The organism is Candidatus Methylopumilus rimovensis (assembly GCF_006364615.1).
GTDB lineage: Bacteria > Pseudomonadota > Gammaproteobacteria > Burkholderiales > Methylophilaceae > Methylopumilus > Methylopumilus rimovensis.
In genome coordinates, this window is sequence record NZ_CP040986.1 from 114,689 (window position 1) to 136,787 (window position 22,099).

General features: G+C 37.3%; 25 protein-coding genes. 5 read left to right on the forward strand and 20 right to left on the reverse strand.

Annotation, left to right across the window (positions count from 1 at the left end; translation table 11 throughout):
- Positions 1-8: 8 nt before the first annotated feature.
- Together nudB and ispH are read right to left on the reverse strand one after the other, a co-directional pair.
- On the reverse strand, positions 9-458 hold the full coding sequence (gene nudB, locus FIT61_RS00600) for a dihydroneopterin triphosphate diphosphatase (RefSeq protein ID WP_139872902.1): 450 nt from the start codon (positions 456-458) through the stop codon (positions 9-11).
- Positions 459-460: 2 nt separating this feature from the next.
- On the reverse strand, positions 461-1,402 hold the full coding sequence (gene ispH / locus FIT61_RS00605) for a 4-hydroxy-3-methylbut-2-enyl diphosphate reductase (RefSeq protein ID WP_139882562.1): 942 nt from the start codon (positions 1,400-1,402) through the stop codon (positions 461-463).
- A gap of 96 nt (positions 1,403-1,498) precedes the next feature.
- Between ispH and purU the strand changes: the two genes are divergently transcribed.
- Positions 1,499-2,353, forward strand: a complete 855-nt coding sequence (purU, locus tag FIT61_RS00610; protein WP_139872904.1) for a formyltetrahydrofolate deformylase — start codon at positions 1,499-1,501, stop codon at positions 2,351-2,353.
- Here purU and lysA read toward each other — a convergent pair.
- The 16 genes from lysA to FIT61_RS00685 are packed head-to-tail and all read right to left on the reverse strand — an operon-like array spanning position 2,350 to position 16,127.
- The gene (gene lysA, locus FIT61_RS00615; RefSeq protein ID WP_139882564.1) at positions 2,350-3,606 is read right to left on the reverse strand and encodes a diaminopimelate decarboxylase; all 1,257 of its coding nucleotides are present in this window, start codon (positions 3,604-3,606) and stop codon (positions 2,350-2,352) included. The genes purU and lysA overlap by 4 nt on opposite strands.
- Positions 3,607-3,609: 3 nt before the next feature.
- Complete coding sequence (gene lptM, locus FIT61_RS00620; RefSeq protein ID WP_139872906.1) at positions 3,610-3,741, reverse strand: LPS translocon maturation chaperone LptM; 132 nt, start codon at positions 3,739-3,741, stop codon at positions 3,610-3,612.
- A gap of 50 nt (positions 3,742-3,791) precedes the next feature.
- Positions 3,792-4,313: a Gx transporter family protein gene (locus FIT61_RS00625; protein WP_139882566.1), complete on the reverse strand. Its 522-nt coding sequence runs from the start codon at positions 4,311-4,313 to the stop codon at positions 3,792-3,794.
- On the reverse strand, positions 4,294-4,668 hold the full coding sequence (locus FIT61_RS00630) for a NusG domain II-containing protein (protein ID WP_187351806.1): 375 nt from the start codon (positions 4,666-4,668) through the stop codon (positions 4,294-4,296). The genes FIT61_RS00625 and FIT61_RS00630 overlap by 20 nt, the downstream gene beginning before the upstream one ends.
- Complete coding sequence (locus FIT61_RS00635) at positions 4,652-5,701, reverse strand: FAD:protein FMN transferase (protein WP_139882568.1); 1,050 nt, start codon at positions 5,699-5,701, stop codon at positions 4,652-4,654. Before FIT61_RS00635 ends, FIT61_RS00630 begins: the two co-directional genes overlap by 17 nt.
- Positions 5,688-6,611: a glutathione synthase gene (gene gshB / locus FIT61_RS00640; RefSeq protein WP_139882570.1), complete on the reverse strand. Its 924-nt coding sequence runs from the start codon at positions 6,609-6,611 to the stop codon at positions 5,688-5,690. The genes FIT61_RS00635 and gshB overlap by 14 nt, the downstream gene beginning before the upstream one ends.
- Positions 6,612-7,907 carry a glutamate--cysteine ligase gene (gene gshA / locus FIT61_RS00645; RefSeq protein ID WP_139882572.1) on the reverse strand — a complete coding sequence of 432 codons (1,296 nt, stop codon included), beginning with the start codon at positions 7,905-7,907 and terminating at the stop codon, positions 6,612-6,614.
- Positions 7,908-8,858, reverse strand: coding sequence for a lipoyl synthase (lipA, locus tag FIT61_RS00650; protein WP_139872911.1), 951 nt, complete (start codon positions 8,856-8,858; stop codon positions 7,908-7,910). It abuts the gene before it with no gap.
- The gene (gene lipB / locus FIT61_RS00655; protein WP_139872912.1) at positions 8,855-9,472 is read right to left on the reverse strand and encodes a lipoyl(octanoyl) transferase LipB; all 618 of its coding nucleotides are present in this window, start codon (positions 9,470-9,472) and stop codon (positions 8,855-8,857) included. The genes lipA and lipB overlap by 4 nt, the downstream gene beginning before the upstream one ends.
- Before the next feature lie 4 nt (positions 9,473-9,476).
- Positions 9,477-9,755, reverse strand: a complete 279-nt coding sequence (locus FIT61_RS06750; protein WP_187351807.1) for an HP0495 family protein — start codon at positions 9,753-9,755, stop codon at positions 9,477-9,479.
- Positions 9,756-10,658 (reverse strand): septal ring lytic transglycosylase RlpA family protein, encoded by a 903-nt coding sequence (locus FIT61_RS00660; protein ID WP_187351808.1) that lies wholly within the window; start codon positions 10,656-10,658, stop codon positions 9,756-9,758.
- Positions 10,658-11,755, reverse strand: a complete 1,098-nt coding sequence (gene rodA, locus FIT61_RS00665) for a rod shape-determining protein RodA (protein WP_139882574.1) — start codon at positions 11,753-11,755, stop codon at positions 10,658-10,660. The genes FIT61_RS00660 and rodA overlap by 1 nt, the downstream gene beginning before the upstream one ends.
- Positions 11,756-11,767: 12 nt before the next feature.
- Positions 11,768-13,675, reverse strand: a complete 1,908-nt coding sequence (gene mrdA / locus FIT61_RS00670) for a penicillin-binding protein 2 (protein ID WP_139882576.1) — start codon at positions 13,673-13,675, stop codon at positions 11,768-11,770.
- A 22-nt stretch (positions 13,676-13,697) separates the two neighbouring features.
- Positions 13,698-14,162, reverse strand: a complete 465-nt coding sequence (gene mreD, locus FIT61_RS00675; RefSeq protein WP_139882578.1) for a rod shape-determining protein MreD — start codon at positions 14,160-14,162, stop codon at positions 13,698-13,700.
- Positions 14,146-15,033, reverse strand: a complete 888-nt coding sequence (gene mreC, locus FIT61_RS00680; protein ID WP_139882579.1) for a rod shape-determining protein MreC — start codon at positions 15,031-15,033, stop codon at positions 14,146-14,148. Before mreC ends, mreD begins: the two co-directional genes overlap by 17 nt.
- A 32-nt stretch (positions 15,034-15,065) precedes the next feature.
- Positions 15,066-16,127, reverse strand: coding sequence for a rod shape-determining protein (locus FIT61_RS00685; RefSeq protein ID WP_139872917.1), 1,062 nt, complete (start codon positions 16,125-16,127; stop codon positions 15,066-15,068).
- Between the two features lie 132 nt (positions 16,128-16,259).
- Between FIT61_RS00685 and gatC the strand changes: the two genes are divergently transcribed.
- The 3 genes from gatC to gatB are packed head-to-tail and all read left to right on the forward strand — an operon-like array spanning position 16,260 to position 19,434.
- Positions 16,260-16,547: an Asp-tRNA(Asn)/Glu-tRNA(Gln) amidotransferase subunit GatC gene (gatC, locus tag FIT61_RS00690; RefSeq protein ID WP_139882581.1), complete on the forward strand. Its 288-nt coding sequence runs from the start codon at positions 16,260-16,262 to the stop codon at positions 16,545-16,547.
- Between the two features lie 2 nt (positions 16,548-16,549).
- The gene (gatA, locus tag FIT61_RS00695; protein ID WP_139872919.1) at positions 16,550-18,007 is read left to right on the forward strand and encodes an Asp-tRNA(Asn)/Glu-tRNA(Gln) amidotransferase subunit GatA; all 1,458 of its coding nucleotides are present in this window, start codon (positions 16,550-16,552) and stop codon (positions 18,005-18,007) included.
- Positions 18,004-19,434, forward strand: a complete 1,431-nt coding sequence (gatB, locus tag FIT61_RS00700; protein WP_139882583.1) for an Asp-tRNA(Asn)/Glu-tRNA(Gln) amidotransferase subunit GatB — start codon at positions 18,004-18,006, stop codon at positions 19,432-19,434. The genes gatA and gatB overlap by 4 nt, the downstream gene beginning before the upstream one ends.
- Here gatB and pyrE read toward each other — a convergent pair.
- Positions 19,431-20,075: an orotate phosphoribosyltransferase gene (gene pyrE / locus FIT61_RS00705; RefSeq protein WP_139872921.1), complete on the reverse strand. Its 645-nt coding sequence runs from the start codon at positions 20,073-20,075 to the stop codon at positions 19,431-19,433. The genes gatB and pyrE overlap by 4 nt on opposite strands.
- Positions 20,076-20,098: 23 nt before the next feature.
- Here pyrE and FIT61_RS00710 point away from each other — a divergent pair, with 23 nt between their 5' ends.
- Positions 20,099-20,872, forward strand: coding sequence for an exodeoxyribonuclease III (locus FIT61_RS00710; RefSeq protein ID WP_139874018.1), 774 nt, complete (start codon positions 20,099-20,101; stop codon positions 20,870-20,872).
- On the opposite strand, the gene FIT61_RS00715 is transcribed toward FIT61_RS00710, so the two are convergent.
- The gene (locus FIT61_RS00715; protein WP_139883901.1) at positions 20,869-22,098 is read right to left on the reverse strand and encodes an AmpG family muropeptide MFS transporter; all 1,230 of its coding nucleotides are present in this window, start codon (positions 22,096-22,098) and stop codon (positions 20,869-20,871) included. The two genes, FIT61_RS00710 and FIT61_RS00715, sit on opposite strands and share 4 nt — an antisense overlap.
- Position 22,099 lies beyond the last annotated feature (1 nt).

Here is a 22,099-nt window from a genome sequence, read left to right on the forward strand (position 1 = left end):
CTTCTATTTTACAGTTTTAGTTGGTGAATTTCGGCTAATTTTTTAATAGCTTCTACATTAGTCCAAGAAAAAACTTTATCCATGGCATCACGCCAATTTACCCATAGATATTGGACATGTTCATCTGCTGATAATTGAATATGTATCGAAGTCGGCACTTTAAGAGCAAAAATATGTTCTGTATTGTGAGTAATATCAGGCGCATAACGATATCGCCAGTGTGCATAGATTTCGTATACGTGGGAAAGTGCCCAGTCTTCAAGATGATATTGCGTTGAATCAATACCCGTTTCTTCAAATACTTCTCTTATCGCAGCATCTCTTGGTGTTTCATTTTCTTCTAGACTGCCCGTGACAGATTGCCAGAAACCTTTCTTATCAGCACGCTCCATAAGTAGCACTTTAAAATCTTCAGTATAAATTAATACAAGAGAGGAAACAGGTTTTTTAAATGCCATATTTAAATCTTAGGCAATCTAAAAACAATACTTTCTTCAACACCTGGAAGCTCAGTGATATTTGCTTTTGTAAGAGATTCAATTTTATTTACAATATTTTTAACGCTAATCTCAGGCGCTGAGGCTCCTGCTGAAATACCAATATTTTTCTTACTAAGTAGCCAAGAGGATTGAAGTGCATCTTCATGATCAATCATATAAGCTTCAACACCTTCTCTAGAGGCTAGCTCCTTAAGACGATTTGAATTCGAACTGTTGTGAGAGCCCACAATGATAATGAGATCGCATTGGCCACTCATTGCTTTAACCGCATCTTGTCTATTTTGTGTGGCATAACAAATATCATCACTTTTAGGACCTTGGATATTCGGGTATTTTGTTTTTAATGCCTCAATGATTGTTTTTGTATCATCGATCGAAAGCGTGGTTTGCGTGACATAGGCTACTTTATCTGGATGGTCGACAATTAAGCGTTTAACATCTTCAATCGTTTCGATGAGGTACATTTTACGGTGGGCCTGATGTTCTTCAATTTGACCCATGGTCCCCTCTACTTCTGGATGGCCTTGATGCCCAATCATAATAATATCCATGTCTTGACTAAGCATTTTGTTCACTTCGACATGAACTTTAGTCACCAAAGGACAAGTGGCATCAATGGGAATGAGTTGGCGTGATTTGGCTTCTTCACGAATAGCTTTTGAAATACCATGCGCACTAAAAATGACATGGGCACCTTTAGGTACGTCATTGAGGTCTTCAATAAAAATGGCACCTTTTGTTTTTAAATCGTTGATGACGTATTGGTTATGAACGACTTCGTGCCGCACATAAATAGGTTTTCCATATTGAGCTAAGGCTTCTTCGACAATCTGAATTGCGCGATCAACGCCTGCGCAAAATCCGCGGGGATTAGCTAAAAGGATATTAATTTTATCTGCCATAGATTGTATTTTAGGGCTTTTGGTAGTGATGACTTATTATTTTATTCCTGATTGTCCATGTATAATTCGTTTTATTCAAGATGGATATTTAATCTTATGAAAAATACAGCGACTTTATTAATTACATGCCCTGATACCAAAGGTATTGTGGCTGCTATCGCAGATTTTTTATATCAACATAATGCAAATATTTTGCATGCTGATCAACACCAAGATGCTGAAAATAGCCTCTTTCTTATGCGTGTCGAATGGGACCTAAAAGATTTTTCATTAGATGAAGCTTCTTTTGCAAAAGCTTTTGAGAGCATCGCTAAAACTTATAAGATGACATGGGAATTAAAGCTTTCCAAAGATAAGCCTCGTATGGCGATTATGGTGTCGCAATATGATCATTGTTTAGCAGATTTACTGCACCGCTATAAGAATAGCGAGCTTATATGCGATATCCCACTCATTATCAGTAATCATTTAGATACACAAAAACTCGCTGAATTTTATGGGATTCCTTTTTTTCATATCCCTGTTGAAAAAGATAAAAAGAAAGAAGCTGAAGCAAAGCAATTTGCATTGTTTGATAAGTATCAAGTTGATTTCATTGTGCTCGCTCGTTACATGCAAATTTTAAGCGAGGATTTTGTTAAGCGTTATCCACAGCGCGTCATTAATATTCATCATTCCTTCTTGCCCGCCTTTATTGGCGCAAGACCTTATCATCGTGCTTTTGAGCGAGGTGTTAAGTTGATTGGGGCTACAAGTCACTATGTGACTGAAGTTTTAGATGAAGGCCCTATCATCGAGCAAGATATTGATCGCATCTCCCATCGCGATCAAGTTGAAGATCTCATTCAAAAAGGCAGAGATTTAGAACGTATCGTTTTATCTAAAGCCGTGCGTTGGCATATTGAGAATCGTATTCTCATTTACGCAAATAAAACTGTTATTTTTGATTAAAGCGGGATTTTCTTTTCGAGCTTAAATAGATCGCTCGATTTTTCACGTGCTCTAATTTCAAAAATCTTATCACGATCAACCATCACTTCCGCAGCGCGTCCGCGAGAGTTGTAATTTGAGCTCATGCTCATGCCATAAGCCCCCGTTGACATAATACAAACAAGATCATTTTCTTTTAATTTTAATGATCGATTTTTTGCAATAAAGTCACCACTCTCACACACAGGACCTACAACATCGAATGATTGAAGTTTAGTATCTTGCTCCCGCACTATTTTTATTTCGTGATAAGCATCATATAAAGTAGGTCGCATCAGATCATTCATCGCTGCATCGATAATGGCAAAATGTTTTATATCATTTTGTTTTAAATATTCGACTTTAGATAAAAGAACTCCAGCATTGCCTACAAGCGCTCGACCAGGTTCAAAAATAATTTTGACATCAAGATTTTGAATTTTATTTAAGATTGCTTTGGTATAGATGTCAAAATCTGGGGGTGATTCATCTTGATAACAAATACCGATGCCACCCCCAATATCAACATGACTTAAATGAATATTATTTTTTTTGAGTTGATCTACGAGTGATAAAACACGATCTAATGCGTCCACAAAAGGCTTCAATTCCGTAATTTGTGAGCCAATATGGCAATCGATGCCTTTGATTTCAATATAGCTCATACCTTTTGCTTCAAGATAGAGTGCTAATGCCTGATTAAAATCGACACCAAATTTATTGTCTTTCAATCCTGTTGAAATATAGGGATGGGTTTTAGCATCGACATCCGGATTCACTCGAATAGAGATAGGTGCTTTGACATTTATTTTGCTTGCCACTGCTTCAATGCGAAGAAGCTCACTTCGAGATTCCACATTAAAACATAAGATATTTGCTTTTAAAGCGGCTTCAATTTCAGATACTGTTTTACCTACTCCTGAAAATACAATTTTTTGCGGATCGCCACCAGCATATAAGACACGCTCAAGTTCACCACCTGACACGATATCAAATCCAGCGCCTAAGCTTGCAAAAAGATTGAGAATTGCAATATTAGAATTAGCTTTCACCGCAAAACATATCAAATGATTGGTTTTAAGAAGCCCTTTTTGAAAAGACTCAAAAGCTTGAATCAGTGTATTTTTTGAATAAATGTAAGTAGGTGTGCCAAATTGATTTGCAATCGTTTCAAGCGAAACATCTTCTGCAAAAAGGATGCCTTGATTAGCATGAATGAATGACGTTTGAGCCATTATTTATTTTGTCTCAGTTGGTGCAGTGTCTTGTGGATATTTTTGCTCAGGAATATATAAAGGGCCTTTGGTGCCACAACCTACAAGGTTTAAAAGTAAGAAAGCGCTTATATAAATACATAGATATTTTTTCATGATGTCTATACCTTTTTTGATTAGAGTTATTTTAGCATTATCTTGATGTGTTATATGGAATTGTGGTGCTTAAGTAAGCGGTATGTAATCCATCCATTAATGAGTCCAAATAAAAGCGCTGCTGCACTATAAATAGGAACCAAATAATAGATACTGACGTGAGGAATCAACCATATGCGAACAAGAAAAAGTTGACCTGTAATATGTGCGAAAGAAGAAAGGACTGAAAGACCTATAGGGCTAAAAAATTTAGATGGTAATTTAATCGCAAAATATAAAGTTAAGAGGCTTAACATTGACCCGATTAAACTCAACATAAATGCAGGACCAAGAAATTGCCCCAATATGAGGCTTGTTGCAAAAACTCTTAAGACACTCACCCACATCGCTGTTTTAAAATTAAAGTGATAAATGGCATACAGTGTGATGATGTTAGCAATGCCTGGCTTTACACCGGGCATAGGTGATGGCAATATTGATTCAATGAGGCTAAGGCCTATTGCAATCGCACTTAATTGTGCAATTTGATGATCAAGTAAAGTCGTTTTAATTTTAATAATTGAGCGAGTCATAAGCTTTCGATTTGCCTAATATTTCAATGCTGACCTCGTTGGGAATGCAAATCAGCATTTGTCCTGTCAAATGAATCCAACCCTGTTGTACACAATATTGATTTTTACATGGCGCAGATTTAAAACGAGCTCGCCCTTCTTTAATTTCAATAATACTTTCACCCTCTTTACCTATAAGACTAATTTTTTTGTCTTGAAATAGACTAAAGTTTCCATAAGTTTTCCCTTGAAAATTTACCTGCACCACACTGCCAGTTTCAAAATGCCAAAAAGTTTTGAAAGCAAACACAATAAAGATAAGACTTATTAAAATAATAAGACTGTCACCTATAAAAAATTTAGCGCGTAATTTCAAGGTGATTTTTTTTCTGAGAGGGAACATCTAAAAATTGAATTCTATCTGCCATTGTTTGAGTCGCAGATATAACCTTATCTTCAATGATGAGGTAATGACGAATATTAAGTTTTTCTGCAATAGCTCGTCGATCTTCTCTTTTTCCAATAAAAAGTGGTTTAGATAATACGTCAGATAAAGCACCTGCATTTTGAGCAGGTTCTATGAGGACTGTCACAGAATAAACATCTTGCACTGGAAATCCTGTGAAAGGATGGATGACATGACAATAACGAACCCCATCATTCATGAAATACCGTTGGTAATCGCCTGATGTACCAATCGCCCACCCATCAAGTAAGTCAAGTTTAGCAATCGCCTGTGAGCCTCTCGGATCTTGTATGCCTACATGCCAAGGTTTATTTCCATGTTGGCCGATAGCGATAATATTCCCACCAATATTAATGAGTGCATTTTTAATATGATAGTCACGAAGGATTTTGCTTGCTCGATCCAGCGCATATCCTTTTGCATATCCACCAAGATCAATCTTAACGTGAGGGTTAGTACTGCTAATTGTGGAACCTGAAATGCGGACTTGATCTAGAGATGGATTCCTTTCAACAAGAATTTTAATTTTAGATTGATCAGGATGTATAGGATTAAATTCATCCTGATGAAATCCCCAGTAATCGATGAGTTCCCCAATCGCTGGATTGAATAGATGACCAGAAGCATGTTCCAAGAGCTTAACCTCTTTTATGATTTCAATCAGTTCTGCTGAGGCATTTCTATAGGACTTATTTTTAGCTATCGATTCATTAAGATCGGTTAGATCACTTTTTTTCCATGCATGAAGCGAGTTATGAAGCCTTGTAAATTCTTTAAGAACGGCTTGTGTTGCTTCTTCGGCTTTTTTATCACTCTCTCCATAAATAGAAATATCTACGATAGTGCCAAATACATAATGCTTAGATTGGTATAAAGATGTTTGGGAGCAAGATTGAAGAAAACATAGGGTAAAGACAATAAAGAAAAACTTAATGAAGCGCATTGATAATAAGTTCTGCAGGGTTCTGTTTTGTTTGTTCAAAAAGTTCAACGATACCAGTCGGGCTTGTGACATTAATTTCTGTTAGATAATCTCCAATCACATCAATTCCAACGAAATGAAGGCCCTCACTTAATAGTTTTTTACCTACGATCGTGGCTATCTCTATATCCCTTTTTGAAAGCGGTTGCGCAACACCTTGACCGCCCGAGGCGAGGTTACCACGTGTTTCTCCTTCCATAGGAATGCGAGCTAACGCATAGGGAAAAGGCTTGCCTTCGATAATGACAATTCGCTTATCGCCTAATTTAATTTCTGGGATATATTGCTGTGCCATGATCATTTGATGTCCATGATTAGTCATAATTTCTAAAATGACATTTAGGTTTTTTTCAAATTCACTGACACGAAAAATATTTTTACCGCCCATGCCATCAAGGGGTTTTAAAATGATGTCGCCATGATCTTTAAAAAATTGCTTCACGATTTGTGGATTAGCAGTTACTAATGTTTTGGGGATGAGCGTATCGAATTGAAGTATCGATATTTTTTCATTCCAGCTTCTAATTGAGGAAGGTTTATTGAATACCTTCACATTTGATTTTTCAGCTATATCTAATAAATAGGTCGTATGAAGATAAGCTTGATCGACGGGCGGATCTTTCCTCATAAAAAGGGCATGAAAAAATGAAACGGGATGCGTTTCATAGGTTTTTTCATGCTTGGGGAAAACATCTAATTCAAAACGATATGTTCTACAAAATAATTGGTTGGCATCAATATATAGATCATGCTGTAAACAAAAATAAACTTCATGATTTTGTTTAACCGCTTCCTTCATTAAAGCTAAGGTTGAATCCTTCTTTAATTGAAGTGATTGCGGGGGGTCTATAATAAAAAGAATAGGCGTCATTTAGTGATTCATCGGGTCATGTGTTTCAAGTTCAATAGATGCTGCAAGCAGTGCTAATCTTGCAATAACGCCATAAGCATAGAATCGATTAGGCGTTGAAAGCGGTGATTCATCAATTTCAGGAGTGGAACAAGAAGTTTCAAAGGCTAAAGGTACAAAATGCATACCGGGCGCATTAAGGTTCTCATCTTTACCTCGAGTGGTATGCACGCGGTAAAAACCACCAATGACAAAATGATCTATCATGTAAACCACAGGTTCGGCGACTGCTTCATTAATACACTCTTCAGAATAAACACCTTCTTGAATAATTACCTCTGATACTTCAAGACCTTCCTTGACTACAGACATTTTATTGCGTGATTTTCGATTTAAATTTCTTAATTCGTCACCATCCTTGACTGTCATGATACCCATGCCATAGGTGCCAGCATCTGCTTTCACAATCACAAAGGGCTCATGTTCGATTTTATATTCCTTATATTTCAACCGAATCTTCGTTAAGATTTGATCTACTTTTTTCGCAAGCTCATCTTCTCCTTGCCTTGCATGAAAATCAATTTGACTCGCATGATCAAAATAAGGATTGATGAGCCAAGGGTCTACTTTAATAAATTCAGAAAATGATTTCACAACTGCATCATAAACTTTAAAGTGCTGAGATTTTCTGCGCGTTGCCCAGCCTGCATGGAGAGGGGGAATTAAATTTTGTTCAAGATTTTTTAATATTTCAGGAATGCCAGCAGATAAATCATTATTTAATAATATGGCACACGCATCAAAATTACCGAGTATTTTATTTTCAAGCACTAATCTATTTTTAGTACGTTTGAGAGGCTCAATAAGTAAAGATTTATTATCTTCAACGGGAATGGTTAGGGGTTCTTTAATGGTTTCATCTAAACTCCCAATGCGCACATCTAAACCCGATTTTCTCAATATATTTTTTAATTCAAACAAATTTTTTAAGTAATAAATATTGCGCGTGTGATTTTCAGGAATGATGAGGAGGCGATGTGCTTCAGGGCAAACTTTCTCAATTGCTACCATTGCAGCCTGAACAGAAAGCGATAAAAAATCTGGATTTAAATTGTTAAATCCTCCTGGAAAAAGATTGGTGTCAACGGGCGCTAATTTAAATCCTGCATTCCTTAAATCAACAGATGCGTAAAAAGGCGCTGCATGTTCTAGCCATTGTGTTCGAAACCAATGTTCAATATTTGCCATTTCATGAATGAGATGTTTTTCTAATGAAAGAAGCGGGCCTGTGAGTGCAGTTTTTAAATGAGGAACCATTTAGTTCTGTGCCTCATGAGCTTGAAGGTCGGCATGGTAGCTACTTCTTACCATGGGCGCACTTGCGACCGATGAAAATGACATACGGATCGCTTCGTCTTTTAAAGTATCAAATTCTTTTGGATCTACGAAGCGATCTACAGGAAGATGATGCACGCTAGGCTGTAAGTACTGTCCAAGCGTCAGCATTTCAACTTTATGCACTCTTAAGTCCTTCATGACTTCTATAATTTCAGGATTAGTCTCACCGAGTCCTAACATTAGACCTGATTTTGTTGGTATGTTTGGAAATTTTAATTTGAAATTAAGCAGTAAATTAAGCGAATGTTGATAGTCCGATCCCGGACGTGCTTTTTTATAAAGTCTTGGAATGGTTTCAAGATTATGATTAAACACATCAGGTGGCATCAAGCTTAAGATATCGAGGGCTTTATCAAGGCGGCCTCTAAAGTCAGGCACTAAAATTTCAATTTTAGTATGGGGCGAAATGTTACGAATTTCTTTAATACAATCGACAAAATGCTGCGCACCACCATCACGTAAATCATCGCGATCGACACTTGTAATCACGACATATTTCAAATTAAGTTCTCGAATCGTTTGAGCTAATTTTTTTGGCTCTTCTGTATCTGGCGGCAAGGGCCTACCATGACCCACATCACAGAATGGACAGCGTCTTGTACAAAGGTCACCGAGGATCATAAATGTCGCAGTGCCCTGACTAAAGCATTCACCAATATTAGGGCAGCTTGCTTCTTCACATACGCTATGAAGATTATTTTTTCTTAAAATAGATTTAATTTCATTGAATCGCTGGCTTTGAGGGAGCTGCATTTTGATCCAATGCGGTTTTGCTTTAATAGGTGCTTCAATAATTTTGATAGGAATTTTAGAAGTCTTCTCAAAATCAGTTTCTTTAATACCTATTGGTTTTGGAGTATGAGGTTTCATGACTTTAAATTGAGTAATTGATCTTTAATATCATTCGCAATTTCTAAGCCGATATTTTCAATCGATACATCATTGATAAATGTTTTTAATTGTGTCATTTGTAAATTTTTATAACCACAAGGATCAATCGCTTCAAAAGGAGTTAAATCCATATCAATATTCAAGCTTAAACCATGATATGAAGCATGGTTTTTGATGCGCAACCCTAGAGATGCAATTTTTTTATTCTCAATATATACACCAGGAGCTTCTATTTTAGCACTGGCTTTGATGTCGCGAAGAGATAAAAAATTAACGATGCTTTTTTCAATTAATGTTACAAAAGATCTAATGGTTAGATGATAACGCTCAAGGTCAATCAGTGGATAAATAATGAGCTGGCCTCGGCCATGATAGGTGATTTTTCCGCCGCGATCCACATGAAGGACTGGAATATCATTTCTTAAAGGCTCTTTAAAATCTTTACGGTTTAAACCTAATGTATAGATAGCATCATGTTCTGTAATCCATATTTCATCTTGAGTGGACCTATCTCTTTTGAAAGTAAAATTTTTCATCTTATGCCATGTGGATTCATAAGGCGTGAGCCCAAGATATTTGACGCAGATTGCCATAAAATTAAAGAACGACTTTGATCATTGGATGTGATGAAAGTGATCGATAGATATCATCTAGCTCAGGTTTATTTTTGACATAAACAAAGCAAGTCAGACTGATATAGCGACCTTCACTACTTCCCTTCATCTCGATTGTGCTTGGATCGAATTTTTCATTTTTTTGCGTGATGATTTCAATCACAGTGGATGTAAATTCGTCATGAACTTCTCCCATGACTTTAATAGGGAAGTGACATGGAAATTCAATCAGTGTCTCTGGCGATATATTTTGATCTGTCAATTAATTGTTTTCTTTAGCAAGTACAAAAATACTAATTTTTATTTTTGATTTAATAAGATCGGCGATGTTATTTGCCTCGTCTTTCGAATTGAAAGGACCGATAACTACATGAAATAAATCCTCTGAAAATTGTTTTTTAAATGGCGGCGTATTTTCCAATTTCATTTCTGCGAGCTGCTTTAACAAAAGATCTGCATTTTTTTCATTTTTAAAGGCGCCGGCTTGAATATAAAGCGGTTCATTAGTTATTGCCGCTTCCGCTGATTTCACTTGTGAAGTACTTACTTCTTTTTCTTTTAATTTTTCATTAATGATATCAGGTGTTTTTTTGAGAGCACTAAATTGTCTCGGATCAATAAGCTCTACTTCTACCGGACCACTTCCTTTATCAGACAGTCTTAATTTGTAAGCTGCAGCATATGATAAATCAATGACGCGATCTTTTTTGAATGGACCTCGATCGTTAATTCTCACAATTACACTTTTACCATTTTCAGTATTAGTGACTCTGACATAACAAGGTATGGGGAGTGTGGTATGAGCACCTGTCATGCCATACATATCATAGTATTCGCCCACGGATGTTTTTTTGCCGTGATAACGTTTGCCGTACCAAGAGGCGATACCTTTCTCTTTGTAAGGGAAGAAGGAAGTCATAGGGGTGTATTTATTATCAAGTGCAATATAGGGTTGATTTGCACGCGCATAAAAAGGTTCAACTTTAGGCGTTGCATCAGGAATGGCATCAATATTTTCAGGCGGATTATCACCTGGCCCATCGTCGAGGTAATAGCCACCACCTTTTTTTGAAGGGACAGCTACAGTCTCTTTTTTGAAAGAGGGAGCACTCGCACAGCCTGTAAGTATGGAAATAAGAATGAGGACGGAAAAAATTTTAATCATTAAGATGATCCCACAAGCTCTTTATGTGAATGCACACTCATTAATATACCAAAGCTAACTAAAATAATTGTCATCGATGTACCACCAAAACTAATAAGCGGTAAAGGCACGCCCACCACGGGCATGATGCCACTTACCATAGCGATATTAATAAAAATGTAAGTAAAGAAAGTAAGCCCAATATTAGCAGCCAGAAGCCTCGTAAATGTATTTTTTGCTTGAGAAGCAATCATGAGGCTTCGGCCAATAATGAATGCAAAAAGTCCCAAGAGAAGAAGATTGCCTAACAAACCAAATTCCTCACTAAAAACCGCAAAAATAAAATCAGTCGTTCGTTCGGGTAAGAATTCAAGTTGACCTTGTGTACCATTAAGCCACCCTTTACCAATAAGACCTCCGGATCCCATGGCAATCGAAGATTGAATGGTGTGATATCCGGAACCTAATGGATCTTGGCTTGGATCTAATAAAATGAGCAGCCTATTTTTTTGGTAATCATGCAAATGTGTCCAAATGATAGGTGCCAGAGAAAAAAGACCGATAGCACCCCCCACAATGAATTTCCAATTTAGGCCAGCCAAAAAAAGAATATAAAAACCTGATGCAGTAATTAATAGCCCTGTGCCTAAATCAGGCTGATTGATAATAAGGATGACGGGCAAAATAAAAAAAAGAGAGGCAATAAAATAGTCAATAGCATGTCGATTATTTTCTCGCTTAGAAAGATACCAGGCCATAGCAATGGGGACTGCGATACGCATAATCTCAGAAGGCTGCATTTTAAAAATACCTAAATTTAACCAGCGTTTAGCGCCATGGCTCGATTGACCCACAAACATGACAGCAAAAAGCAATAACAAACCCATGATATAAATCGGCAGGGCTAGTTTTTCATAATATTTAGGATGAATTCTTGCCGTGATCCAAAGTAACGTAAATCCAAAACCAATATAGAGTAGTTGATTGAGTACTAAAATAATATTTCGCCCTGAGGCACTATATAGCGTAAAAAGACCGACGACTAAAGCTGAGCTAATAAAGATCATCAAAATAGAATCAATATTTTTTTTGAAGCGCAAGGTTAAACGATCTAGCATAGTGGTCTTATTTTAATCGTGATATTCAGATTCAAGAGAACTTACTTTATTTTCTTCTTTGTTCGAAGATACTTTTTTAAGTAAATAATAATCCATTAATTTTCTTGCAATTGGGCCTGCGGTTGATCCGCCATGGCCGCCATTTTCAACAATCAAAGCAATTGCAATAGTGGGGTCATCTGCAGGTGCGTAAGCAATAAAAAGCGCATGGTCACGATGCCTTTCATTCATTCGATCAGGATTATATTTTTGATTCGCTTTCATCTCTACCACTTGAGCTGTTCCTGTTTTAGCAGCAATTTTATAAGGCGCTCCAGCACCGACACTTGCAGCAGTCCCTCCAGGCTGTGTCACATTAATCATACCCTCTTTGACGAGAGCCAAATGTTCAGGTTTAAAATGTAATTCTTGAACCATTTTATTTTTAAACACCTCCATTTTGCCAGTCTGACTATTTTTAATTGATTGAATAAGTCTTGGCTGAATAGTGAGCCCAGCATTAGCGAGAGTTGCGACCGCTTGCCCTAATTGCATAGGCGTGACAAGTGTATACCCTTGACCAATACTTGTAATGACGGTTTCACCGAGATACCAAGGTTGTTTAAACCTTTTTTGCTTCCATTCGGTTGATGGAAGTAATCCAGCATTCTCTCCAAACATATCAATATGCGTCAATTTTCCAAAACCAAATTGAGATAAAAATTCAGATAATTTATTAATACCTAATTCAATACCCAGCCCATAAAAGAATGTATCGCATGAAATTGTAATTGCCATGACAATATCGACAGTACCATGCCCAAATGGCTTCCAGTCTCTATAAGTATGGCCTGAGTTTGGAAGTGTAAAAAATCCAGGATCTTTAATATTAAAAGGTGGTTTACGAATATCGTTTTCTAAGGCTGCTAATGCAACAAAAGGTTTAATGGTTGACCCTGGTGGATATAAACCATTGATAGCGCGATTAAGCATGGGTTTATCTAGCGACTCATTAAGTAGTTTCCATTCATCAAGATCAATGCCACCTACAAAATGATTGGGATCGAAATTAGGGCGACTGACAAAAGCAAGTACCTCTCCATTTTTTGGATTGATTGCCACCAGAGCGCCACGATATTTATTGAAAGCATTTTCAGCAATGTCTTGTAAATTTGCATCGATAGATAATGTAATAGCATCTCCTTCGATAGACGGCGTGTTATTTAAAATACGCACTGAATTACCATTGGCATCGATTTCAACTTCTTGAAATCCAGTCGTGCCATGAAGTCTTGCTTCGTAGTATTTTTCGATACCTAATTTACCTATGGAGTCAGTGCCTTTGTAGTTCTGTTGCCAACCTAATTTTTTAATAGTCTCTTTATCTTCTTCATTAATACGGTTGATATGACCAATAAGATGTGAAGCAAATGAACCTTTGGGATAGCGTCTAAATAATCTAGACTTAATTTCGACACCTTCAAATTGTAATTTATTGGCAGCAAATCTTGCGGCATCAATTTCGGACAAGTGCGTTTTGATGGGAATACTATCTAATGAAGAGCTTTCTCTTAAAATTTTTTTAAATTGTTTTAAATCGCTAACACTTAATTCAACAATAGGTTTTAGATTATCAATAGTTTTATTAAGGTTAGTAACTTTAGAAGGTGTGACTTCTAGGCTATATACAAAATAATTATCTGCCAAGATGATACCGTTTCGATCGAGTATAAGTCCTCGATTCGGCACATTGGGAATGACAGCGATACGATTATTCTCAGATAAGCCTTTATAAAAATCGTATTTAAAAATTTGTAGGTAAAAAAAACGTCCAATGACCACTAAAAAAGCAATGGATATTAAACCTGTGAGAAGCGCTAACCTTCGCTTAAATAAGAAGCGCGACTTATAAATGTTTTGATTATTTTTTATAAAAGACATCTTAAAGATTACACTTCAGTCTTTAGCGTTCTAATTTAAAAAATTTAGATTGAGTTAATAGGTACCATATAAGTGCGGCTATTATGCTTTGAATGAAGTAACTAAGACCTGGATATTGAAGATCATGCATCACATTAATCATCAGCATAATAATTTGAGCGCTTAAAAATATGAAGAAAATATAAAATAATTGCTGATATTTGTTGTTAAGCATGATTTTATTAATAGAATATTGTGCAATGAAATAGCAAGACGCATAAGTCAATGCATATTGACCCAAAAGATCCCCTATAAAAATATCCGTCACAAGACCTACGAACCAAAATAACGAAATGGATACAGCATTTGGGTTTTTAAAGAACCAAAAGATAAGTGCGAGTAAAATAAAATCAGGTGTTAAATCAGTATTAAAAATATTGATATGAATAAGATTCATGATCGCGGCGACGATTAAAGAAAAAATCAGTGATTTATTTTTTCTGATCATTTTTTATAGGTGCTACGTTATTAGCGACTTTGTTGATGGGGGCGACTACAAGCACATGACTGTGATTACGAATCGCTGAGATTGGCTTACAAATAATTTTTGCAAAAGGTAGTTTTGGATTATGGATAATCTCCAATACTTCCGCGACAGCAATGCCCTCCGGATAAATTGTATCAATACCTGATGTTTTTAAAATATCGCCTTTCATCACATCGACACTATTCGGTAAATAAGAAAGTGAGACTGTTTCACTTTGTCCATTACCATTGGTAATAGCTCTTAAACCATTTCTTTGTATTTGAATAGGCACTGACATTTTCTTATCAATGATGAGAGTGACCTCGCTCGTTTCAGGAAAAACGCTACTGATTTGTCCTACAAGACCTAATGCATCAATGACTGGTTGACCAGGTTGGAAATCTTTATTTTGACCACCATCAATAATAATTTTCTGATTGAAAGGATCAAAGCGGGAATAAATAATACTGACCGCTTCTGTTTTAAATTTCTGGGTATTTTTAACTTCGAGTAAATTTCTTAATCGATCATTTTCTTGATCTATAAAATCTAAACGTTGAAGATCACCTTTTAATTGATCTATATCAAGCTTCAGCACTTCATTTTCATGAATTAAGCGAGATTGATTGCCAAAGTATTGCGTTGTGAAATCGTAAATATCATTTGGTAAGTTTAAGACTGCATGAAATGGTTTGGTAAATATATTGGTGAATTGTCTAATGTCTTTTAAATAATGAAAACGAAAATCGACGCCCATCAATACGATCGATATGAAGGTGAGTAGTAATAATTTAGATAAAAGTGAAGGGCCTTTATTAAAAAGCTTAGATGAATGTTGATGAGATTTAATCATTAAGCCTTAACTATTAATGAAGCAGAAAAAAATTATTCGTGCGCAAATACGGTCGAAAATTGATCGAGTGATTCGAGCGCTTTACCACAGCCTCTTGCAACGCAGGTCAGAGGATCATCGGCTGTGACCACTGGTATGCCTGTTTCTTCCATAAGTAAACGATCGAGATTTCTTAAAAGTGCACCACCACCGGTTAATACCATACCGTTATCAGCAATATCAGCACCTAATTCAGGCGGCGTTTGTTCGAGTGCTGATTTCACAGCGCTCACAATAGCGTTTAAAGGTTCTTGAAGCGCTTCTAAAATTTCATTACTGTTAATTTTGAGTCGACGAGGAAGTCCTTCAGCAAGATTTCTACCGGTTACTTCGAGTTCTAAAATTTCAGACATTGGGAATGCGGTGCCAATTTTTTTCTTAATCATTTCGGCTGTCGGATCAGAAATCAATGTGCCGTAATTACGTCTTAAGTAATCGATAATCGCTTGATCAATTTTATCGCCACCCACACGTTCTGATTTAGCGTAAACAATACCGCCTAGAGAAATCACACCCACTTCGGTGGTGCCCCCGCCTACATCGATGACCATTGATCCTGTTGCTTCGCTGATCGGCAGGCCTGCACCAATCGCAGCTGCCATGGGCTCTTCAATGAGAAATACTTGTTTAGCGCCTGCTCTTTCAGCAGACTCACGAATCGCTCTTCGCTCCACTTGCGTTGCACCATAAGGAACGCAAATAATAATACGAGGACTTGGCACAAACCACCTTGTGTCGTGAACTTTTGCAATAAAAAACTTAATCATATCTTCGGTGATATTGAAGTCGGCGATCACACCATCTTTCATAGGGCGAATCGCTTGAATATTTTGCGGAGAGCGACCCAACATCGTTTTAGCCTCAATACCGACAGCAAGCAGCGCTTTTTTGCTGTATGGCCCATTAGGACCATCTTCATGACGAATGGCCACCACAGAAGGCTCATCTAACACAATGCCTTTGCCACGAATATAAATGAGGGTGTTGGCAGTACCTAAATCAATGGCAATATCATTGGCCATAAATTGATCAAAACTAAATAAATTTTTAAGCATGATTGTCGTTAGAATTTCTTTAAAAAAAGTGGCGCTTCAAATCCAAGAAAGGTCAATAGAATCAGGGTATAATACATTATATTGATCAATAAATTAACAGCTTTTATTTAGAAAAACAGGAATTCTATTTGTATGTCGATTACGCATGACGAAATCAAAAAAATTGCTCATTTAGCACGCATCAAAATTACAGAAGAAGAGGCGGATGCAACGCTTAAAAAATTATCCGGCATATTAAATCTGATAGAAGACATGAAAAAGGTGGATACCACTAATATTGCCCCTATGTCCCATGCCCAATCAGTCACGCAAAGACTTCGTGATGATGTGGTCTCAGAAACAAACCAAAGAGAAAAATTACAAAAAATCGCACCGGAAGTGAGTGGTGGATTATATATCGTGCCTCAGGTCATTGAATAATCATGGAAGACTGGAGCATCAAAGAACTCTCAAGTTTTTTGAGGGAAAAGAAAATATCAAGTGTTGAAATTACCACCGACTATCTTCAGCACATCAAAAAAAAGAACCCCGAGATTAATGCTTTTATTACGGTGGATGAAAATCGCTCTTTAACGCAGGCCAAGCTTGCAGATCAATTGATTCAAAAAGGCGAAGGCGATGTATTGACAGGTGTCCCAATTGCGCAAAAAGATATTTTTTGTGCAGAAGATTGGCTCACGACATGTGGCTCTAAAATGCTTCATAACTTTGTAGCACCTTATGATGCAACCGTTGTGAAAAAATTTAATGAGGCAGGTGCTATCAATTTAGGTAAAACTAATATGGATGAATTCGCGATGGGTTCATCGAATGAAACATCTTATTTTGGCGGTGTTAAAAATCCTTGGGATCTGACGCGCGTTCCAGGCGGAAGCTCAGGTGGAAGTGCAGCAGCGATTGCAGCTCGCATGTGTCCAGGTGCTACGGCGACGGATACCGGAGGCTCTATTAGGCAGCCAGCTTCTTTATGCGGACTGACAGGTTTAAAACCCACTTATGGTTTAGTATCTCGCTATGGCATGATTGCCTTTGCATCAAGTCTAGATCAAGCAGGGCCTATGGCAAAGTCATCCGAAGATTGCGCCATGATGATGAATGTGATGGCAGGCTTTGATCCCAAAGATTCCACATCGATTGATCATAAAAAAGAAGACTACACAAAAAATATTGATCAGCCGATCGAAGGCCTAAAAATTGGATTGCCTAAAGAATTCTTTGCAGAAGGCCTAGATAGTGACGTTGCAAAAGTGATTGAATCTGCGATTGATCAATACAAAAAACTGGGCGCCACCATTGTGGATGTGAGTTTGCCTAACACCAATTTATCGATTCCTGTTTATTATGTTTTAGCGCCTGCCGAAGCCTCGAGCAATTTGTCACGATACGATGGTGTGCGTTATGGACATCGTACAAGTCAATATGATGATCTTATGGATATGTATTGCAAGACCCGCCAAGAAGGATTCGGCGAAGAAGTGAAACGACGTATCTTAATTGGTACTTATGTATTAAGTGCAGGCTATTACGATGCATATTATTTAAAAGCACAACAAATACGCCATTTGATTTCTGAAGATTTTAAAAAAGCATTTCAATCATGTGATGTCATCATGGGACCTACTGCGCCATCGACTGCTTTTAAAGCTAATGAAAAAATTGATGATCCAGTCACGATGTATTTACAAGATATTTATACCATTGCGACTAATCTTGCAGGCTTGCCAGGCATGAGTATTCCAGCAGGCTTTGTGAACAAACTTCCAGTAGGCATACAAATCATTGGCAATTATTTTAATGAAGCACGCATGTTGAATGTGGCACATCAATTCCAAAAAGCGACTGACTGGCATAAAGCTATTCCAGAAGGAGCGCTTTCATGAGCTGGGATGTCGTGATTGGTATTGAAACTCATGTGCAACTTCAAACTAAAACTAAAATTTTTTCAGGCGCTTCGACTGCATTTGGCGCAGAACCGAATACACAAGCTTGCGTATTATCCATTGCGCTTCCTGGCACACTCCCTGTTTTAAATTATGAAGCTGTGCAATGCGCCATTAAATTCGGATTAGCCACAAATGCCGAGATAGCGCCAAGATCTATTTTTGCAAGAAAAAATTATTTTTATCCTGATTTACCTAAAGGCTATCAAATTAGCCAATATGAATTACCGGTGGTTGGCAAAGGATCGCTTGAAATTGAAGTAGGTGAGATTAAAAAGACAGTGCGTATTACACGTGCACACTTAGAAGAAGACGCTGGGAAATCATCACACGGTGCGGTTCAAAATGGCACAGGCATTGATTTAAATCGTGCAGGTACACCACTTTTAGAAATTGTCTCTGAGCCTGATATGACTTCAGCGGCTGAAGCAGTCGCTTATGCAAAAAAATTACATGAGCTAGTGCAATGGATTGGCATTTGTGATGGCAATATGCAAGAAGGTAGTTTTCGTTGCGATATTAACGTTTCAGTAAAACCTGCGGGTACAGATAAATTAGGTACACGTCGCGAAATTAAAAATTTAAATTCATTTAAATTTATTGAGCAAGCTATTCATTTCGAAACTCAATGGCAAATTGAGATGTTAGAAGAAGGACAAACTATTCAACAGGCGACTGTCCTCTTCAACCCTGAAACAGGGGAAACAAAAGCGATGCGCTCTAAAGAAGAGGCTAATGATTATCGCTATTTCCCGGATCCCGATCTCTTACCATTAGAAATTTCTGATGAAAAAATTCATCAGATTAAAGAAAGCATGACTGAATTACCTCATCTTATGAAGGCTAGATTAGAACGTGATTATCAATTGTCATCCTATGATGCGTCCGGTATTACAAGCGATAAACATGTTGCCGATTATTTTTTTGCTACTTTAAAAGAAGGTGCCGAGCCTAAGCAAATTGCAAATTGGATCTTAGGCCAATTATTTTCTAAATTGAATGAGCATAATTTATCGGTTGAATATTCACCGATAAAACCCGAAGTTTTGAGTTTACTTTTAAAACGTATTCAAGATGGCACTATTTCAAATAATGGTGCTAAACAACTTTTTGAAAAATTGTGGACCGACCCAGATTTAGACATTGATGCGTTGATTGAATCTGAAGGATTAAAACAAGTTTCAGACAGCGGTCTTATTGAAACCATGATTGATGAAGTCTTAAAAAATAATCAGGCGATGATAGATGAATATCGATCAGGTAAAGAAAAAGCGTTTAATGCACTTGTAGGTCAAATTATGAAAGCCTCTAAAGGCAAAGCCAATCCGGGGCAGGTCAACGAACTCCTTCGTAAAAAATTAAGCTAAGTTTTAATTCCATATTCTTTTTGATAGGCGCGCATTGCGTCCATATGCGATGCGTATGTTGCATTCGATTCAATATAACGCATAATTTCTTTTAGAGAAGTGAGGTGGCAGACAGGCAAGTGATGTGTGGCCTTAATTTCTTCAACAGCTGAAAGTGTGCTACTCCCTTTTTCTTCTCGATCAATGGAAATAGCAATGCCTGAGGGTTTAGCACCTTCTTCTAAAATAAGATTTACAGATTCATTCACAGAAGTGCCCGCAGAGATGACATCGTCTACAATAAGCACCTGTCCTTTTAATGGCGTTCCAATAATGACACCACCTTCACCATGATCTTTTTTTTCTTTGCGATTGAATGCGAAAGGCACATTACGGCCTAAGCTCGCAAAAGCAATCACAATGGATGTGACTAAAGGAATGCCCTTATAAGCGGGACCATAAAGCATATCAAAAGGAATGTTTGAAGCTTCAATGGATTTGGCATAAAACATTCCGAGCTTCATTAAGCTCTCACCGTCATTAAAAAGACCTGTATTAAAAAAGTAAGGACTTAAGCGACCGGCTTTTGTTTTAAATTGACCGAACTGTAAAACCTGTTTTTTTAGGGCAAATTCGATAAACTCTTGACTTGAATGATCCATAGATAAATCGATAGAGATGAATGATGAGAATTATAACGCTAAACATGAATGGAATTCGATCCGCTTCGAATAAAGGCGTTTTTTCATGGCTTGATTCACAAGAAGCTGATTTTATTTGTGTGCAAGAAGTCAAAGCACATGAGAATGATTTAACGCAAGACATGAAAGCGTATGGCGACTATAAGGGCTATTTTAGTTTCGCCGAAAAAAAAGGTTACAGCGGCGTCGGTATTTACACCAAAAGACAACCTAAAAAAATTATTCGTGAAATAGGCCTTCCACTTTTTGATAGCGAAGGTCGCTATCTCGAACTTATGTATGACAATTTAAGTGTCATTTCAATATATCTGCCATCGGGCTCAAGTGGTGAAGAGCGACAAGCATTTAAATTTGAAGTCTTGGATTATTTATTACCTTATTTAAAAAAACGTATGTTAGATAATTTGCCGATGATTCTTTGTGGAGATATCAATATCGCACATAAAGAAATTGATTTAAAAAATTATAAAGGCAACAAAAAAAATTCAGGGTTTCTACCCGAAGAGCGTCAATGGATGACAGATTTATTTGAAAGTGTGGGTTGGATTGACACTTATCGTAAGCTTTATCCTGATACGACAGACACTTCTTATACCTGGTGGAGTAATCGGGGTGAAGCTTATGCTAAGAATGTTGGATGGCGTCTTGATTATCAAATTGCACATCCTTCTCTAGAAGATCAGATTCTAGAAGCCTCTATTTACAAAGATGAAAAGTTTAGCGATCACGCACCACTTATTATTGACTATAAGCTTTAATTTTTAATCGGTGCGATTTTGTATAGTAAAGCCATGCCAGGGATTGCAAGGAAAAAACACAGTATAAAAAACTGTTCCCAACCAAAAAAATTTTGTAGATAACCTGTCGATGCATTGACAAGCGTCCTAGGAATTGCAGCCAAACTTGTGAATAGTGCAAACTGTGTTGCGGTATAAAGTGGATGTGTGGTTTTGGCAATGAAAGCTACGAAAGCAGTCGTACCAAGACCTACCCCAAAAGCTTCAAAGCCTACGACAAGGGCTAACCATTCTGGGCTGTAACCTATGTGAGCGAGCCAAGCAAAACCTAAAATACTAATCATTTGAAGAAAACCAAAAAGCCACAATGCGCGGTTGATGCCTAATTTCATCATCCAAACACCACCCAAAAGACCGCCAACCACACTTGGCCATAAGCCTGCATTTTTTGCGATTAAACCAATCTCAGTTTTACTAAATCCTAAATCCAAATAAAAAGGCGTAGCTAAGGCAGTCGCCATACTATCCCCTAATTTATAAAAGAAAATAAAAAGAAGAATAGTTAGTGCGCTTCTTAAACCATGTCGACCTATAAATTCTTGGAAAGGTAAAAGGAGTGAAGTCGTTAAATCCTGTTTTTTTATTTTAGCTACTTTGGGCTCTTTCATAAGAAGCGTTAAAAGAAGTCCCGGCAACATAAAGAGACTCGTGATCATGAATACTATGTGCCAGTCGAAATGATCTGCCAAGATGAGCGATAGAGAACCGGGAATCAAACTCGCAATTTTATATGCATTCACATGAATGGCATTGCCCAACCCTAATTCTTTGTCGAGTAAAAGTTCGCGTCGATAAGCATCAATGACCACATCCTGACTCGCACTTAAGAAAGCAATCAACGATGCAATTAAAACAATGATGGTGAGATCAGTTTCAGGATTATAAAAACCCAACAAGGGAATACTTATTAAAAGTAAGCATTGAAAAAAAAACAGCCATCCACGACGCCGACCCATCAACCATGTAAATCGATCAAAGAAAGGTGCCCAAATAAACTTCCATGTATAGGGCAGTTGAATGAGTGCAAATAATCCAATCGCTTTCAAATCTAACTGATGCGATCTTAACCATGCAGGCAATAAACTGATCAATATATAAAGCGGAAGGCCCGAACTAAATCCTGTAAAAATGCATACCAACATTTTTTTGGAAAAGATGCCTTGCCAGAATCGATTCCGAAGTTGCATC